Below are 14436 nucleotides of genomic sequence, written 5' to 3'. Positions count from 1 at the left end.
AAATGGATACACGAGATGAAAAAAACGATTTATTCCAAGATGGAATTGATCGTACGCAAGAAACCAATTGGGATCCTATTTTAGGATATCAGATGTATTTTCCGAATGATGAAAATAAGCAGGAACACCTAAACGAAGCAGATACCCCTGTGCACCAGCAAAATACGGGAGATTGGGGAGATGATGCCGATTACGAAGAACTTAGGCATAAAAATAATTTAAATAGAGATATTGCTGAAAATGAAGCAACAAAAACAGACTAAAGAATAAAGAAAGAGCAGAAATTTTCTGCTCTTTTTTTTATACTTATATCAAATTGGTTGAAAAATGAAAAGTTTTTTATATAAAAAGTTAGTGAAATTGTGTAAAAAACGTAAAGTCGAAAAGGAGTATTTTTATAATATTAAAAGGAGAAAATATTTATTTAAAAATATAGGATTATGAAAAGGCAAATAAAAATGAAACTTGCTTTCTTAATTCTTCTTATGGGACTAGCATTTTCTTGTAAAAAGAACGAAAGCACTACAATAGATTCATCCGAGAATGATTCTATTCAAAACACGATTGATACCGTTGCAACCGGAAGTGGATACAATTAATATGGATACAACAGTAACAGTTAAAGCCGATACGATTAAGAAATAATTATTCGGCAAAAAAATAGTAGAAAGCTGAATCTTAATGATTCAGCTTTTTTGATTTTAGAATCACATAAAAGAATTCAACAAATGTTAAAAGTAAAAACGTTTTTCTCTATATTTGAGAAAGAATATAATCTTTTAAATGCCTTTTTGACTATTGAGCAACTTTAGAAATTACCTTTATTTAGTACGATAATGGAGCTAATAAATAATTTAGACCTTTTTCAAACCGTCTTTAATTCTGCGCCAAATGGAATAGCAGTTTTAAAGTCTTTGTACGATAATAAAGGCAAAATAGAAGATTTTTCAATATTATTGTTTAATACTTATATCATCAACTGGATTGATGATAAAGAATACAAAGAAAAACTATTCAGTAAAGTTTTCTCTAAAATAAATAAAACCAATATTTTAGAACAGTTTATTGAGACGGCAGAAACTGGAGTTACAGCCAATTTTGAGCAATGGTATGGAGACGAAGCCAACAAACAATGTTTCAGATTTACTGCTGTAAAACAAGACGATGTTTTGGTGGTAACCATGGAAGATATCACAGAAAAGAAACATGCCGAAACAGCGCTTCGTAATGCATTGCTTGATGCAGAAAAACAAAAAAGGCTATACAATTCTATACTAAACGGTACTCCTGATCTAGTTTACGTATTTAGTCTCGATTATAAATTTACTTACGCCAACAAAGCTTTATTGACGATGTGGGGCAAGTCTGCAGAAGACTCCATCGGACGCAGATTAATTGAAAATGGTTATGAAGATTGGCATGCCGAAATGCATGAAGAAGAAATAGATACTGTAGTAGCTACGAAAAAACCAGTTCGAGGAACAGTTTCTTTTCCGCACGCAGAACTGGGAAGAAGAATTTACGATTATATTTTTGTTCCCGTTTTTAATGAAAATGGAGAAGTAGAGTTTGTTGCTGGAACAACACGAGATATTACAGAAAGCAAGCAAGCACAAGAAAAATTGCAGCAAAGTGAGAATCGTTTTCGCAAAATGATTCATCAAACGCCAGCTCCGACTTTAGTCCTTAAAGGAGATGATCTTATTATTGAGCAGATCAATAGGCATATGCTGCAAATGATTGGTCGCGGCGCAGAAATTATCGGCATGCGACTGATTGATGTTTTGCCAGAACTGGAAGGGCAATATGTTTGGGAGCAAGTTTTAAAGGTTTATAATGAAGGAATTCCTTTTGATCAAAGTGAAGTTTTGGTGCCGCACAATCGTACAGGCGAATTAAAAGACTATTATTATAATTTGGCTTATCGTCCGTTAATTGAAGATGGAGAGATAACCGGAATGATACAAGTAGCAGTTGAGGTTACGCAACAAGTTGTGGCGCGTCAAAAAATGGAAGAGAGTGAAAGCCGCTTCCGTGCTTTAGTCAACGCATCATCCGATTTGGTTTATCGAATGGATGCCGATTGGATGATTATGCAGGATTTAGAAGGAGACGGACGTTTGGCCAATCAAAGAGAACGTGGTGTCAATTGGTTGGATAAATTTATTCATGCTAGCGATTTGCAGATGGCTGTACATCTTATTTCTAAATCGATAGTAGAAAAATCCATTTTTGAAATGGAGCATAGGGTTATAAATAAAGACGATTCTGTTAGATGGGTTTTCTCTAGAGTGGTCCCGATATTAGACGATCAAGAAAAGATTATTGAATGGTTTGGAGCATCGAGCGATATTACTTCGCAGAAAGAACTTCAAAATGTTATTGCAGAAAGTGGAGAACGATTTAGACAGCTTGCAGATTTGGTTCCTCAAATTATTTGGACTGCCAATTCAGAAGGTTTTGTTGATTATTACAATAGCCGCTGGTACGAATACACGGGTTACATAGAAGATGAATTTGGAGATCCAAGCTGGATTTCAAAATTACATGCAGACGATGTTTATCTAGTGTCAAAAATGTGGTACGAAAGTGTTCATGCCGGAGTTCCTTATCAGACTGAATTTCGCTTAAAAAATGCCAGTACGGGAGAATACCGCTGGTTTTTAAGTAAAGCGCTTCCTATTAGAGATAAAGAAGGTATCATTACCAATTGGTTTGGTACCTGTACAGATATTCACGAACAAAAGTCGATTACTGAAAAACTTGAGATTTTGGTAAAAGATCGTACTAAAGAACTGCAAAGATCTAACGACGATTTACAGCAGTTTGCACATGTTGCTTCGCATGATTTAAAAGAACCGGTTCGAAAGATAAAAACTTTTTTAAGCCGTCTAGAAGATCATATGTCAGGACAGTTTGATGAATCTTCAACAAAATATATTGAACGAATTCATGTTGCGGCAGATCGTATGTTTAATATGATTGATGGTGTATTAGCCTATTCGAAAATGAATGCCGATTCGCAAAAAACAACCATAGTCGATTTAAATGAAGTTATTAAAAATATAGAAACCGATCTTGAAATTGCGCTTCAAAATACAAATGGTACGATATATTTTGAAGAACTTCCCGTTATAGAAGGCGCTTCTGTATTGTTGTATCAGATGTTTTACAATCTTATTAATAATTCTATTAAATTTGCTAAAGAAGATACTCCGCCAGAAATACGTATTACAGCAACAGAACAAATTGAAGAAGGCAACAGAATTGCGATAATTACAGTAGAAGATAACGGAATTGGTTTTGATCTTGATCAAACAAGACGAATTTTTGAAACTTTTACACGTTTAAATTCTAAGGATCGTTATGAAGGAACGGGGTTAGGTTTGTCGCTTTGTAAAAAAATAGCCGAACGTCACGGCGGAAGTATTACGGCCACAGGAATTGCTAATAAAGGAGCCATTTTTATTATAACATTGCCAATTGAGCAAAAAGTAAAACACATTTAATATGCAAGAAAAGATGATTTTATTGGCTGATGACGATCAGGATGATGCAGAAATGTTTTGCGAAGCATTGGCAGAAATAGATGAAAGTATTGTTTGTCATTGTTCAGAAAATGGTAGCGGTGTGCTAAATACGCTTAAAAATCAGGAGAAGATTCCAGAAATTGTTTTTCTAGATTTAAATATGCCAGTTATGAACGGCTGGGAATGTCTGAAGCAATTAAAATCAGAAGAACGATATAAAGATATTCCTGTAATTATGATTTCTACTTCTTCGTACAGAAATGATATGGATACGGCTGCCAATCTTGGAGCAGTCTGCTATTTTGTAAAACCAAATAATTTTGACGACTTAAAACAGGTCTTGAGATTAATTACTTCAAACCTTGAAAATGGATTAAAAGAAACTTTTTCAAATCTTGAAAAGAATAAATATCTGCATGTCTTTCTTGCAGAATGAAACTGTTTTTTCTTTTTTTGAAAAGTAAAACGTATGAATTCCTTTTATAAAAAAAGTGCTTGCCCAAAAGTGTTTTTATTTTTAATGTATTGATTTTTAAAATTTTAAATTGTACTAAATGATCTTTTTAATAAAAAAAGTAAAAAAAAGTATTTTAAACTTGACTAATTCGGTAGAATTAATATATATTTGTATCACAGAAAATTTATATAATGATACTTATCCAGAAAGACTGAGGGAATAGGCCCATTGAAGTCTTAGCAACCTGTTGCCGAATAAGGTGCTAAATCCTTCCGCTGTGTGCGGGTAGATAAGAAAGATTTCTCCGTAAATCTGTTTAAGATCATCCAATTTAAAATCTTTATTATGAAAGCAGAATCCATTTTGTACGCCAGTTATGAACTCTTGAATTCCATTTTTGAAGAAAACAGTTTTGCTTTTTTCTGAAGGCTTAAAGACTAGTTTCTCTCCAATTTCTTTTATAAACAATACTAACGCTAATGACTTTTTTCATTGGCCTAAAATTCTTTTGTCTAATCTTAAAACTAAAAATAAAATGAAAAAAATACTATTAGGTTTTGCTTTGCTTTTTGGAGCTTTTCAAACTCAAGCGCAGGAAAATAATTTACAATTAAAAGGGACTGTTGTCGATACAGTGGCGCAATATGTTTACCTGCAAAAGTTTCACAATAAAATGTTTACTACAATTGATTCGGCAAAAGTAAAAGATGGAAATTTTAGTTTTAAAACAAAAGTAAAAACACCAGAATTATATGGATTGAGCGTCAATACAGAAAGTTCGCCCTTGTATGTTTTTCTTGAAAAAGACCCAATTACAGTAAAACTGAGTCCGAAGAAATATTATACCGCTTCTGTAGTTGAAGGTTCAGCTTCTCAAGATTTGTTCGAAATCTATAAAAAGAGCAAAGATGTAGAAATCAGTAAATTCATAACCGAACATCCAAAATCTATTGTTTCAGCTTATGTGTTGTACAGAAACTGGTCTTATAGATTAACGCCAGAGCAGATTACACAAAATATTGCTTTGTTGGATAAAAGTCTTCAAAATACCACTTACGTGAAAGAATTAAAAGAACTGGCTATTGTTTTAGACGGATTAGCGGTAGGTAAAAAAGCCCCTGATTTTACAGCCAATGATCCTGACGGAAAGCCAGTTCGACTTTATGATAATTTAAAGGGCGGATATACTCTAGTTGATTTTTGGGCTTCATGGTGCGGACGCATGCCGAAGAGAGAACCCAAATATTGTAGCAGCTTACAAAGAATTTCATGATAAAGGATTCAACATCGTAGGGATTTCTCTAGATAAAAAGAAAGAAAACTGGGTTAAAGGAATTCAAGATGATAATTTAACCTGGACACACGTTTCTGATTTGCTTTTCTGGAACAGTGCTGTTGCTAAATTATATGGTGTAAGAGCTATTCCAGGAAATTATTTAGTGGATTCTAAAGGAATAATCGTTGCGAAAAACCTGCACGGAGAAGAATTACAAGCTACACTAAAAACGCTTTTAGAAAATAAAATTTAATAAAGAACACGCAATCTTGTCATTCCTCGAAATGACAAAAATTGAGAAAGAATACATATTAGTTAATTTAAAATGATAAGGAAATGAATGCGATTGAGCCAACAACAAAACCAACAGAGCCTGAATGTTACTTTTCTAAATTTAGAGAAAATACAGTAGGAATTGATCATACTTTCGAATCGGTTTACGGAGAACAAAATTTAGTGTACGCAGACTGGGTTGCCAGCGGAAGATTATACCATCCGATCGAAGATATAATGCTCAATAAAATTGGTCCAATGATTGCCAATACGCATTCACTTTCAAGTCAGACAGGAAAAACCTCTACTTATGCCTATCAGCATGCAAGGGATATTATTAAAAAATCGGTTAATGCCAATGATTCGGATGTTTTGGTAACGACTGGAAGTGGTATGACAGCAGCTTTGTCAAAACTGCAACGTATTATGGCACTTCGAACAAAATCGGAAGAAGATAGACCAGTGGTTTTTATTACGCACATGGAACATCATTCTAATCAGGTTTCGTGGTATGAGACCAATGCTGAGGTAATTATTCTTCCGCCTGATGAGAACAATTTAGTCGACCCAAATGTTCTTGCTGAAACGATTAAAAAATATGCAAACAGAAGCTTAAAAATAGGTTCGTTTACGGCTTGTTCGAATGTTACAGGAATTATTACGCCTTATCACGAATTAGCCAAAATCATGCACCAAAACGGCGGACTTTGTTTTGTAGATTTTGCAGCTTCGGCGCCGTATGTCAAAATCGATATGCATCCAAAAGATCCAGAAGAACAATTGGACGCTATTTTCTTTTCTCCTCATAAATTTTTAGGACGAACTGGAACTTGTGGTATTTTGGTTTTCAATGAAAAATTATATCAATCTGATTTTCCAGATAATCCTGGCGGAGGAAATGTAAAATGGACTAATCCGTTGGGCAAATATTGTTACAGCGATGTAATAGAAGTTAGAGAAGATGGAGGAACGCCGGGATTTTTACAGGTTATTAGAACGGCATTGGCTTTAGAATTAAAAGAGCAAATGGGCGTGGAGAAAATCAAAGAAAGAGAAAAAGAACTGCTTGATCTTTGTTTTTCAAGACTTCAAAAAATAGAAGGTTTATCTATTTTAGGAGATTTAACTACAGAAAGAATTGGTTGTGTTTCTTTTGTTATTGAAGACATTCATTATAATTTAATCGTAAGGCTTTTAAATGACCGTTTCGGAATTCAAGTACGTGGCGGCTGGTCGTGTGCGAGTACTTATGCGCATTATCTGTTTAATATTAACGAAAAGAAATCGGCAGAAATTACCAATGAATTATTGCAACGAAATCAAACCAATAAACCAGGTTGGGTGCGTTTGTCACTGCATCCGATTATGAGCAATGAAGAGCTTTTTTATATCTGTGATGCAATTGAAAAAGTAGCTCTGAATTATAAAAAGTGGAAAAAAGATTATGAATATAATCCGGTTTCAAATGAATTTGAGAATCCGGAAATTAAAGATACCATCGCAAGAGAAGTAAACGAATGGTTTAAGTTAGATTAGTTAGTAGTCAACCTAACAGGTTTTGAAAACCTGTTAGGTTTCCAATGGGATAATATTCCGTGGGAATATCTCATCGGTACAAAAATTAGAATTATTTAAGCGATTCGATAATCTTCTCTCTATGCGCCAATCCCCAGTTGACTAAAGTTTCAGTAACCGGAAGCACCGATTTTCCATATTCGGTAATAGCATAAACGACAGTTGCCGGTTTGGTATTTTGTTCGGCTCTGGTAATAAGTAAATTGGTTTCCAGTTCTTTAAGTTCTTTGCTGAGCATTTTAGCCGAAATACCATCAATTTCACGTTGCATTTTTTTAAAATGAATCACCTGATGCGTTCTATTGGTTAAAAACCTTAGAATCATCAATTTCCATTTACCGCCCAAAACATCAAGACTGTCACGCATTGCCATAAGTTCTTCAGAACAATTGGCCTCGCGAAGTACTCCGTTATCGTTAATTTTTGCCATACTAGTTTCTCTTTGGTAACCGGTTACCTTGGGTTAACCCATAACAAAAATAAGGCATTACGGCGATACTTTTGTAAACTAAAATGATAAAAATGAAAGCAATTGTATTACAGGAAAACTGCGAATTTAAACTGGAAACAGTAGCAATTCCGCAACCAGAATCGCATCAGATTCAGGTAAAGATTATGGCTTCAGGATTTAATCCGATTGATTATCAAATGACCGAAAACGGTTCTGAAAGAAAGCTGATACATTCACCAATTTTAGGAAGAGAATTTTCGGGAATCATAACAGCAATTGGTGCTGAGGTAACGGATTTTAAAATTGGAGATGCTGTTTTTTGCGGTTCTGGAAGTATGGGATCAAATGGTACTTATGCCGAATATATTTGTGTCCCAGCAGGAATTGCAATAAAGAAACCACAGAATATTTCTTTTGAAGAAGCGGCCGGAATTCCATCAGCTGGACTTACGGCTTTGCAATCTTTTAAACGAATGAATGCTTCTTTAACCGATTCGATACTAATTACGGGCGGTGCTGGCGGAGTAGGGAATGTGTTTATGAAACTGCTTATTGCTAAAGGTTTTTCCAATTTTGTGGTGACAGCTGGAAACGAAGAAAGTATCACTTCTTTGGTGAATCTTGGCGTAAAACCAAAACAGATTATCAATTATAAAAAAGAAGATATTTACGAAGCCGCTTTTTCTTTAAACGGAAATAAAAAATTTGATATCGCGGTTGATTTAGTTGGAAATCATGTTGCAGAAATTGCGGCAAAATTGTTGAAAATAAACGGAAGGTATATTGATGTCACAAATTTTTCTACTCCAGAATCGCGTGGTATTCTTTTTTCGAGAGGCGCTACAATTCATAATATTTCAAATTATGCGTATGGTGTTGAAAAACAATACGATTACTATAAAAACGGATTGACAGAATTAAGTGATTTATTAGAAAATGAAATAATTACACCGCCAAATATTAATGTAATTGGCGGACTGAATAAAGAAACAGTAGATAAAGCGCTTACTATTTTGAGAGAAAACAAAACCAGTGGCAGAAAATTAATAATGCAGATCAATTAAATGAGAACAATACCACGAAGAATTGTAACAGGTATACGAAACGGAAAATCGATTATAGAACAAGATGAAATCGTTTCGAATGTGTCGGAACATTTTCCAGGATTAATTATTTCAGACATCTGGTCGACAGATTCGATACCGGCAAAATTTGAAGAAAAAGTTATTGAGAATACCGCTTTTCCAAATACACCTAAGAACGGAAGTTATTTTCGTTATGTCCAGATTCCGCCCGATAAAGATTTAGGAATTGTTGCTCCCGAAGGAGAGCCACATCCGTTAATGCATCAGACCGATACCTTAGATTACATTATCATTATTTCGGGTGAAATTTACCTGATTGTAGACGAAGAAGAAACTTTAGTGCAAGCTGGAGATATTGTAATACAGCGCGGAACCAATCACGCTTGGAGCAACCGATCGGATTCGCCCTGTATTCAATTGGCAATCTTACTGGACGCAGTAAAAGCAGAATAATATCAATTATACGCCGATAATTACATTTTTGATTTATTTGTAAAATTGCAATAATCTCATTTGATTGTTGCAATTTTTTTTTGTTTTTAAATATGCACGGAATTTCTCAAAATTGTTCCATTTTATAAAATGAAACAATTTTGATTGTTTGTGTATTAAAGTGTTGAATAATAATTGTTTAAATTTATGCGAAATAATAATGATTGGATAAGCAGATCCAAATAAACCTATCGTAGTTTTTCCGCCTAGCTAAAATTTAATTTTCATCGAAACTTCTGCTAAATATTACATAATGTTGATTACAAATTTCGAAAAAATGCAAAATTAAATCCATATCATCTCATGAGCTATTGGCGGTTTAAAGTTTTTCGTTTAAAGCATTTAGCTCTTTTTTATTGAGCTGCAGCCTCAATGTAAGTTTTGCGCAACAGGATACGATCAGTCTGGCGTCTGCTAAAAAAATAAGATTGGACGAAGCCATTTTATTAGGCATTAAAAACAACCGTCAATTAAAATTGGCCAATGCAGATCTCGCTATTGCAAATGAAAATGTCAGTCAGGCCAAAATTGCAAAAGCGCCAAGAATAAGCTTAAATGGTGGCTACAATTATATTGGCGATCCTAAAATCTATGAAGGATTTTATGCCAGAAATGTTACGGTAGATTATTACGATCATCAAGGTTTTGCCAATATTGTTTCCTCACTCCCAATTTACGCTGGAAATGCCATTAACACTAGAATTAATCAGCAGGAATTAATTAGTGAAATGCAGGAATCTGCGGTGAAAATGACAGAAGCCGATGTCAAGAATGCGATTACAGAGCAATATTTTACACTCGAGAAATTATACCGTCAGATCGAGGTTACGAAACAGAATATTATCAATACCGATATTCGAATAAATCAATTAAAATCACGAGTGAAAAATGGTCAGAATCTTACGAGCGACCTTTTGAGAACCGAATTGCAGCAATCTAATTTTAAGGTTTCTGTTTTTAGAAGCACTAATACGATTGAACTGATCAGCAATTATCTGGATATTTTAATCGGTTTTCCAACCAATACGATTCTGAAACCAGAAGTGACAGAAAGCATGATTCCGACAGAAAATATGAATCTGCAGCAAAGTTTGGAAGAAGCTTTTCAGAATAGGGAAGAAATCAAACGGGCAGACATAAGAATCAAGCTGTCAGAATCTTCATTAAGTCTTACCAAAAGCGGATTTAAGCCAAACCTAAATGCAAATGTTATTCTGAATACCGAATATCCAGCGCAGTGGCCCAATTATGTCAATATTCTCAATTACTGGGCGGCGGGACTTTCTTTGAATTGGGATATTTCGAGTTTCTATAATCTGAAACATCGTATAAGTGGCGATAAACTGGAAATCGATAAAAGTAATATTGCCTTAGAAGTGACCAAAGACCAGATTAGCACGAAGTTAAAAATGCTTATGTGAGATATGCGGAAAGCAAAGAAAATATCAAAACCTATAAAAAAGATGTAGAGTTGTCTATGAGCAATTATAAAATTGTGAAAAGCCGTTATGACAACGATTTTGCTTTAATCAGCGAGATTGTTGATGCAGAATTACAGCTGAACAACTCTCGAATTTCACTTGTAAACGCCAATTTAGATTTAATCATTCAATATTATTCACTTCAATATGCAATGGGCAAACTTTAATATATCTTGTTATGAGCGAAACAGATACACAAAACGGAGCAGTTCAAAAAAATGAAAAAAGAAGAAACACAATTCTAACGGTATTGTCATTTGTTTTTTTGATTGCGGGCGGATTGTGGATTTTAAGTTTGTTCTTTGATTTTAGTTCTTATGAAACCACCAATAATGCTCAGGTTGAATCTTACATCAATAATGTAGTGGCAAGAGCGACTGGACATATAAAAGAAATACGATTTGAAGCCAATCAGAAAGTGCAGAAAGGAGATACATTGGTTGTTTTAGACGATTCTGAATATGTCATTAAAGTCAAACAAGCCGAAGCGGATTTGGCTATAGCCGAAGGAAATCTGCATTCGCTGCAGCAAAACATTACGACTTCGATTTCCAATCAAGCTTCGGGAAAAGAAAGGTTGGCGGGAGATTTGGCGAGTTTAGAAAAAGCGCAAAAAGATTATCAGCGGTTCAAAAATATGTATGCCGATTCGGCCGTAACGCGAAATCAGTACGATCAAGTTATTTCCAAATTAAAATCAGAAGAAGCGTATGTAAAAGCAGGTAAAAAAGGTTTGGATGCCAGCAGCTCGATTACTAAACAAAGTTCAATTAATCTTGAAGCCGCCACAGCAACTGTCGCTAGAAAGAAAGCAGATCTTGATGCGGCAAAACTTCAATTGTCCTATACCGTTATTACGGCTCCAACGAGTGGTTTTGTGGGAGAACGAAATTTGTCTATTGGCGAATTAATCAATGCCAATCAAACCATTGCGACAATTGTATTGAATGAAAAATTATGGATTACGGCCAATTTTAAGGAAACTCAGATAGAGAAAATAAAACAGGGACAAGAAGTAACCATCACGATTGATGCCTTGGACGGAAAAGAATTTAAAGGAAAAGTGGCTGGTTTTTCTCCCGCGACTGGAGCTAAATTCTCAATGTTAGAACCCGATAATTCGACTGGAAATTTTGTCAAAATCACCCAGCGAATCCCAGTTAAAATTGAATTTGAAACTCCGACAAAAGAGCTACAGGAAGTTAGACCCGGAATGAATGTAACAGTTGATGTAAAAAAATAAGAGATGTTTGCAGGAAAAAAAGGAAGCGTTTTTACACTGACAGGATTGTATATCCTGACGATTCCTTTTTTTAACGGACTCAATGTTACGACTTATGATAATTCGCAGATATTAGGACATTTCGGCACCTTCTACGACTGCTTTTAGTTATGCGGTTTACGTTCCGATTTTTGTCATGTTGGCTTTTCTGCCTTTAGGTTTAAAATTAGGGAAGCAAATCAAGGTTAGAACCATGATTTTATCGGTTTCATTTTTATCCTTAATCTTCAATACTGCTTCATTGTTTGCACCCACAATAGCTTGGTTTGTTTTATGCCGTTCTCTTTTAGCAATGGTTTCAGTCATCGGAATATTTGCTTCGATGGTGCCTATTTTATTAAAATACAATCCCGCTCTCAATATGGCTTTGCTTTACGGCATTTTTCAGTTTATCCAGAAAGGAAGCCAGCATTTGTATCAATATTTAGGAGCGCATTTTGTGAGTTTTCATAACTGGACGTTTGGAATTTATTTCTTAAATGTCAACTTTTTAATCTGTATTATTCTCGCTTGGTATTTCTATAAAGCCGATGTTGCACCTCTAAAAACCAAATTCCAATTTGATTGGAGAGGCTGGATTATCCTGATTTTATTTTTTGCGATTATTCTTTTTGTATGTGCCGAAGGGCAGACCAGAAATTGGTTTAGCGATCCTAAAATAACTTTGGCTTTTGCAGTTTTATTTATTGTGGCGGGAATCTATCTGCTTCATGTTCGTTTTACAGTAGAACCATTAATTAATCCGGATGTTTATAAATTTAAAAATGTCATCGCAGGTGCCTTTTTGATGTTTTATATCGGATTAATAAACGGAACCGGAAGTGTCGTAACAGGCTATATGACTAATATTTTAGGATTTGATCCTGTTTTGGGAGCGGTAACACATCTTTCGTTATTAATCGGATTATGCATTTCGATTCCGCTTTCGACTTATCTTTTATACAAGCGCATTTATATGGCTACGATTTGGGTAATTGGTTTTGCTTGTTACGGGATCTATCATATTATACTTTTTTTCAGATTTTATCCCGAAATCGATGCGTCTGATTTTTATCTGCCTTTAATTTTTAAAGGGTTAGGAATGGGGTTTCTTTTTCCTGTTTCGCTTCTTTACATTTCAGAGGGAATTCCGCTGTTTTTGAGCACATCGCGCATGATGACTGGAATTATTGCTCAGGCTGTTTTTGCTTCTTTACTTGGAGGCGCTGTTTTAGGAACTTTTATTTCGAACATGAATGTACAGCATAAAACAGGTCTGAGTCAGCAATTGAGTCCAATAAACAAACAAGCTGAACAACAGCTGGAAAACTCAAAAAGACAATTTTTATTTATGGGATTATCAGATGCCGAAGCGCAGAAAAAAGCCGAGAAGAGCCTTTCGAATCAGACTTCTCAAACTTCTATGTTATTGGCGTACAAAGATATTTATCTCGTAATGTCGGCAGTGTGTTTTCTGCCCATTTTTATTATTCTGCTTTTTAAACTTTGGCGAAGACCAATTGGAAGGGTAGAAGTGGAGCCGATACCGATTTGAGGGTGGAGAGGAAAGAAGCAAGAAGCAAGAAGCAAGAGGAAAGAATATAGAATATAGAATTTGTCCTTAGGCTTTGATATTGGAATTTAGAATTTAGTTTTTGGGATTTGTCCTTAGGCTTAGGCTTCAGGATTGGAATTTGGAATTTAGTTTTTGGAATTTATCCTTAGGCTTTGGAATTTAATATTTGGAATTTATATTATGATAGCAAAAAAAGACCGTTTTTTATATCGCTTTTGGACTCAAGAGAAAGGCCTCAGCGGTATGCTGATACTTCTGTTTATCATGCATTTTATTGTCATTCCGTTTTTTGGCGGTTATACGCGTTTTATGGTGGCGGTTAATATATTTTGGATGCTATTTCTTTTTGCCGGAATTATAGCTTTATCCAAACATAAAAAACAGGCTTTTCTCATTTCCATAATTCCCTTTTTATTTATTATAACACAATGGATTAATTATTTCGAACATAATATTTTCATCCTTTTTGCGGATCTAATTCTTTCTGTTGCCATAATGTTGCTTCTCATTACTTTGGTTTTAATAAAAGTTTTAGAACCTGCGTAACTACTTATCGCATTGTAGGGTCAATAGTCGTTTATATGCTTTTGGTTCACTTTTGGTCTACACTTTATTTATTTTTATTTCAGCATATTGAAGGCGCTTTCCAAATAACCGAATCTAAATTTTCAAGTAATAGCGATCTGGCTAGTTTTATGTATTTCAGTTATGTCTGTATCACATCAACGGGTTTTGGCGAAATCGTACCTCTACATCCTTTGGCTCGTTCGCTAGTTCAGACTGAGGTGCTTACAGGTGTTCTGTATCCCGTAATCTTAATTGGAAGACTGGTTTCAGATGCCAATTTTGCTGTTAATAAGATGGGGAAGAATAAAGAGTAAAGAATATAGAATAAAGAATATAGAATAAAGACACAAGAGTTAAGATTTATAGAGGAGAATTGATTTATCATTTACAACTCACAACTCACAATTACCAT

Annotated in this window: 16 protein-coding genes, 1 pseudogene and 1 riboswitch; of the genes and pseudogenes, 15 read left to right on the top strand and 2 right to left on the bottom strand. The window is 34.7% G+C overall.

What is annotated here, in order from left to right; all coding sequences use genetic code 11:
* The first annotated feature begins 2 nt into the window (after positions 1-2).
* The 7 genes from ACPWTF_RS05845 (at position 3) to ACPWTF_RS05815 (ending at position 7072) form a co-directional block, all read left to right on the top strand.
* Positions 3-263, top strand: coding sequence for a hypothetical protein (locus ACPWTF_RS05845; RefSeq protein ID WP_427874781.1), 261 nt, complete (start codon positions 3-5; stop codon positions 261-263).
* A gap of 177 nt (positions 264-440) precedes the next feature.
* A complete protein-coding gene (locus tag ACPWTF_RS05840; protein ID WP_427874780.1) occupies positions 441-599 on the top strand; it encodes a hypothetical protein in 159 nt (52 codons plus the stop codon).
* A 237-nt stretch (positions 600-836) separates the two neighbouring features.
* Positions 837-3509: a PAS domain-containing sensor histidine kinase gene (locus tag ACPWTF_RS05835; RefSeq protein WP_427874779.1), complete on the top strand. Its 2673-nt coding sequence runs from the start codon at positions 837-839 to the stop codon at positions 3507-3509.
* A 1-nt stretch (position 3510) separates the two neighbouring features.
* Positions 3511-3966, top strand: a complete 456-nt coding sequence (locus tag ACPWTF_RS05830) for a response regulator (protein ID WP_427874778.1) — start codon at positions 3511-3513, stop codon at positions 3964-3966.
* A gap of 216 nt (positions 3967-4182) precedes the next feature.
* Positions 4183-4283, top strand: a riboswitch (SAM riboswitch).
* 239 nt (positions 4284-4522) lie between these two features.
* A complete protein-coding gene (locus ACPWTF_RS05825; RefSeq protein WP_427874777.1) occupies positions 4523-5260 on the top strand; it encodes a DUF4369 domain-containing protein in 738 nt (245 codons plus the stop codon).
* On the top strand, positions 5181-5516 hold the full coding sequence (locus ACPWTF_RS05820; protein ID WP_427874776.1) for a peroxiredoxin family protein: 336 nt from the start codon (positions 5181-5183) through the stop codon (positions 5514-5516). Before ACPWTF_RS05825 ends, ACPWTF_RS05820 begins: the two co-directional genes overlap by 80 nt.
* Before the next feature lie 83 nt (positions 5517-5599).
* Positions 5600-7072 (top strand): aminotransferase class V-fold PLP-dependent enzyme, encoded by a 1473-nt coding sequence (locus ACPWTF_RS05815; RefSeq protein ID WP_427874775.1) that lies wholly within the window; start codon positions 5600-5602, stop codon positions 7070-7072.
* 91 nt (positions 7073-7163) lie between these two features.
* On the opposite strand, the gene ACPWTF_RS05810 is transcribed toward ACPWTF_RS05815, so the two are convergent.
* Positions 7164-7541, bottom strand: coding sequence for a winged helix-turn-helix transcriptional regulator (locus ACPWTF_RS05810; protein ID WP_379796581.1), 378 nt, complete (start codon positions 7539-7541; stop codon positions 7164-7166).
* 92 nt (positions 7542-7633) lie between these two features.
* Between ACPWTF_RS05810 and ACPWTF_RS05805 the strand changes: the two genes are divergently transcribed.
* The 5 genes and pseudogenes from ACPWTF_RS05805 (at position 7634) to ACPWTF_RS05785 (ending at position 12010) form a co-directional block, all read left to right on the top strand.
* The gene (locus ACPWTF_RS05805; protein WP_427874774.1) at positions 7634-8626 is read left to right on the top strand and encodes an NADP-dependent oxidoreductase; all 993 of its coding nucleotides are present in this window, start codon (positions 7634-7636) and stop codon (positions 8624-8626) included.
* On the top strand, positions 8627-9100 hold the full coding sequence (locus tag ACPWTF_RS05800) for a cupin domain-containing protein (protein WP_427874773.1): 474 nt from the start codon (positions 8627-8629) through the stop codon (positions 9098-9100).
* A 395-nt stretch (positions 9101-9495) separates the two neighbouring features.
* Positions 9496-10787 (top strand): annotated as a pseudogene (locus ACPWTF_RS05795) (TolC family protein).
* Between the two features lie 11 nt (positions 10788-10798).
* The gene (locus ACPWTF_RS05790) at positions 10799-11863 is read left to right on the top strand and encodes an HlyD family secretion protein (RefSeq protein ID WP_427874772.1); all 1065 of its coding nucleotides are present in this window, start codon (positions 10799-10801) and stop codon (positions 11861-11863) included.
* A 3-nt stretch (positions 11864-11866) separates the two neighbouring features.
* Positions 11867-12010 (top strand): hypothetical protein, encoded by a 144-nt coding sequence (locus ACPWTF_RS05785; RefSeq protein WP_427874771.1) that lies wholly within the window; start codon positions 11867-11869, stop codon positions 12008-12010.
* A gap of 9 nt (positions 12011-12019) precedes the next feature.
* Here ACPWTF_RS05785 and ACPWTF_RS05780 read toward each other — a convergent pair whose 3' ends face one another.
* Complete coding sequence (locus tag ACPWTF_RS05780) at positions 12020-12208, bottom strand: hypothetical protein (protein ID WP_427874770.1); 189 nt, start codon at positions 12206-12208, stop codon at positions 12020-12022.
* On the opposite strand from ACPWTF_RS05780, the gene ACPWTF_RS05775 reads away from it, so the two are divergent.
* The 3 genes from ACPWTF_RS05775 to ACPWTF_RS05765 all read left to right on the top strand — a co-directional run bounded on the left by ACPWTF_RS05775 (position 12195) and on the right by ACPWTF_RS05765 (position 14338).
* The gene (locus ACPWTF_RS05775) at positions 12195-13436 is read left to right on the top strand and encodes an MFS transporter (RefSeq protein WP_427874769.1); all 1242 of its coding nucleotides are present in this window, start codon (positions 12195-12197) and stop codon (positions 13434-13436) included. The two genes, ACPWTF_RS05780 and ACPWTF_RS05775, sit on opposite strands and share 14 nt — an antisense overlap.
* Positions 13437-13637: 201 nt before the next feature.
* Positions 13638-14003 carry a hypothetical protein gene (locus tag ACPWTF_RS05770; protein ID WP_427874768.1) on the top strand — a complete coding sequence of 122 codons (366 nt, stop codon included), beginning with the start codon at positions 13638-13640 and terminating at the stop codon, positions 14001-14003.
* Between the two features lie 35 nt (positions 14004-14038).
* Positions 14039-14338, top strand: a complete 300-nt coding sequence (locus tag ACPWTF_RS05765; RefSeq protein WP_427874767.1) for an ion channel — start codon at positions 14039-14041, stop codon at positions 14336-14338.
* Positions 14339-14436 lie beyond the last annotated feature (98 nt).

It is taken from the genome of Flavobacterium sp. MMS24-S5 (genome assembly GCF_050320125.1).
Taxonomy (GTDB): domain Bacteria; phylum Bacteroidota; class Bacteroidia; order Flavobacteriales; family Flavobacteriaceae; genus Flavobacterium; species Flavobacterium tyrosinilyticum.
Note: the sequence above shows the minus strand (reverse complement) of the source record. Positions and strands in the feature narration are given on the sequence as shown.

Excerpts from the sequence above, each read along its gene's own strand:
- ACPWTF_RS05800 (WP_427874773.1), top strand. The coding sequence starts at position 8,627 with ATGAGAACAATACCACGAAGAATTGTAACAGGTATACGAAACGGAAAA.
- ACPWTF_RS05830 (WP_427874778.1), top strand. The coding sequence starts at position 3,511 with ATGCAAGAAAAGATGATTTTATTGGCTGATGACGATCAGGATGATGCA.
- ACPWTF_RS05845 (WP_427874781.1), top strand. The coding sequence starts at position 3 with ATGGATACACGAGATGAAAAAAACGATTTATTCCAAGATGGAATTGAT.
- ACPWTF_RS05825 (WP_427874777.1), top strand. The coding sequence starts at position 4,523 with ATGAAAAAAATACTATTAGGTTTTGCTTTGCTTTTTGGAGCTTTTCAA.
- ACPWTF_RS05840 (WP_427874780.1), top strand. The coding sequence starts at position 441 with ATGAAAAGGCAAATAAAAATGAAACTTGCTTTCTTAATTCTTCTTATG.
- ACPWTF_RS05815 (WP_427874775.1), top strand. The coding sequence starts at position 5,600 with ATGAATGCGATTGAGCCAACAACAAAACCAACAGAGCCTGAATGTTAC.
- ACPWTF_RS05780 (WP_427874770.1), bottom strand. The coding sequence starts at position 12,208 with ATGACTGAAACCATTGCTAAAAGAGAACGGCATAAAACAAACCAAGCT.
- ACPWTF_RS05770 (WP_427874768.1), top strand. The coding sequence starts at position 13,638 with ATGATAGCAAAAAAAGACCGTTTTTTATATCGCTTTTGGACTCAAGAG.
- ACPWTF_RS05790 (WP_427874772.1), top strand. The coding sequence starts at position 10,799 with ATGAGCGAAACAGATACACAAAACGGAGCAGTTCAAAAAAATGAAAAA.
- ACPWTF_RS05835 (WP_427874779.1), top strand. The coding sequence starts at position 837 with ATGGAGCTAATAAATAATTTAGACCTTTTTCAAACCGTCTTTAATTCT.
- ACPWTF_RS05785 (WP_427874771.1), top strand. The coding sequence starts at position 11,867 with ATGTTTGCAGGAAAAAAAGGAAGCGTTTTTACACTGACAGGATTGTAT.
- ACPWTF_RS05805 (WP_427874774.1), top strand. The coding sequence starts at position 7,634 with ATGAAAGCAATTGTATTACAGGAAAACTGCGAATTTAAACTGGAAACA.
- ACPWTF_RS05765 (WP_427874767.1), top strand. The coding sequence starts at position 14,039 with ATGCTTTTGGTTCACTTTTGGTCTACACTTTATTTATTTTTATTTCAG.
- ACPWTF_RS05775 (WP_427874769.1), top strand. The coding sequence starts at position 12,195 with ATGGTTTCAGTCATCGGAATATTTGCTTCGATGGTGCCTATTTTATTA.
- ACPWTF_RS05810 (WP_379796581.1), bottom strand. The coding sequence starts at position 7,541 with ATGGCAAAAATTAACGATAACGGAGTACTTCGCGAGGCCAATTGTTCT.